We start from the raw sequence: 1,114 nt of genomic DNA on the forward strand, positions 1-1,114 counted from the left end.
TATTGAGCCGAAACTGATGGGTTTCCTATTGGATCGTGTAGCGGACGTGCCGGCCGTGGAAGTAGCCGGTCACGATGTGGGGTTGCCGCTGCCGGCGGTGGAGGAAGCGCCGGGTCTCGCGGGCAAGGTCGTCAGTCGATGTGGCGCGGGCCGCGTGGACGTGGTGTTTCAGGTCGGCGTTCAGTAGCTCGTCGGGGTTGAGTTCGGGGCTGTAGCCGGGCATCAGGTGCAGCTCGATACGCTCGGCGTTCTCGGCGAGCCACCGCTTCACAGCCTTGCTGCGGTGGACCGGGTGCCGGTCGACGATGACGTACACCTTCCGACGGGCCTGTCGGGCGAGACGGTCGAGGAAGGCGCAGAACACATTCGCGGTGAACTTCTCCGGGAAGACGGTGAACCACAGCGCGCCCCGCGAAGCGACGGCCGACATGATGTTGACTTTGAAGCGTCGGCCGTTGACCCGCACGATCGGGGTGTGCCCGGCCGGGGCCCAGGAGCGTCCGGGCGGCGCCGTGTCGGACCGCAGGCCGCACTGATCGGCCCAGACCAGCTCGGCTTTCTCCAGCTTGGCCCGCGCGGCGATCGCCGGGTACTCCTCCTCCAGCCAGGCCCGCACCTGTTCGTCCTGCTGCCGGTAGGAGCGACGGGCGGGACGCTGCGGGGTGAAGCCGTGCCGGCGCAGCCATTTACCCACCCCCTGTTCCGTCATCGACACCCCGCACACCAGGCGGATCAAGGCCCTCGTCGAGGCACGGGTCCACATCACCCCGCTCTGCCCCAGGTCGGCCGGTGTGTAGTCGAGCATCGCCTGCAACACCGCACCGCGTGCGGAGTCATCGAGTAACTCGCCTTTCCCCGACCGCGATTCACGCTCGGCCGCCAGCAGCGCCAGCCTGCCACCGGCCTTGAAGGCCCGCCACCAGGTGCCCACCGACCTTTCGGAGACACCGAACATCTCCGCGGCCCGGCCGTATGTCACTACCCGCCCCGACTCCAGCGCCGCAACCACCCGCAGCCGAAGATCCTCCTGCGCATCCGGCGACAGCCGGCGCATATCCCCACTCTCGATCACACCCGACCAACGACCAGGCAACCGAGGAGTTTCGGCTCAATA

General features: G+C 67.8%; 1 protein-coding gene. It reads right to left on the reverse strand.

Features of this window, described 5'->3' with window-relative positions:
* Positions 1–25 precede the first annotated feature (25 nt).
* Complete coding sequence (locus ACFY04_RS43710) at positions 26–1,054, reverse strand: IS630 family transposase (protein ID WP_389126650.1); 1,029 nt, start codon at positions 1,052–1,054, stop codon at positions 26–28.
* Between the last annotated feature and the right edge of the window lie 60 nt (positions 1,055–1,114).

The sequence above is a fragment of the Streptomyces sp. NPDC001549 genome (assembly GCF_042894025.1).
Classification (GTDB): Bacteria; Actinomycetota; Actinomycetes; order Streptomycetales; family Streptomycetaceae; genus Streptomyces; species Streptomyces kutzneri.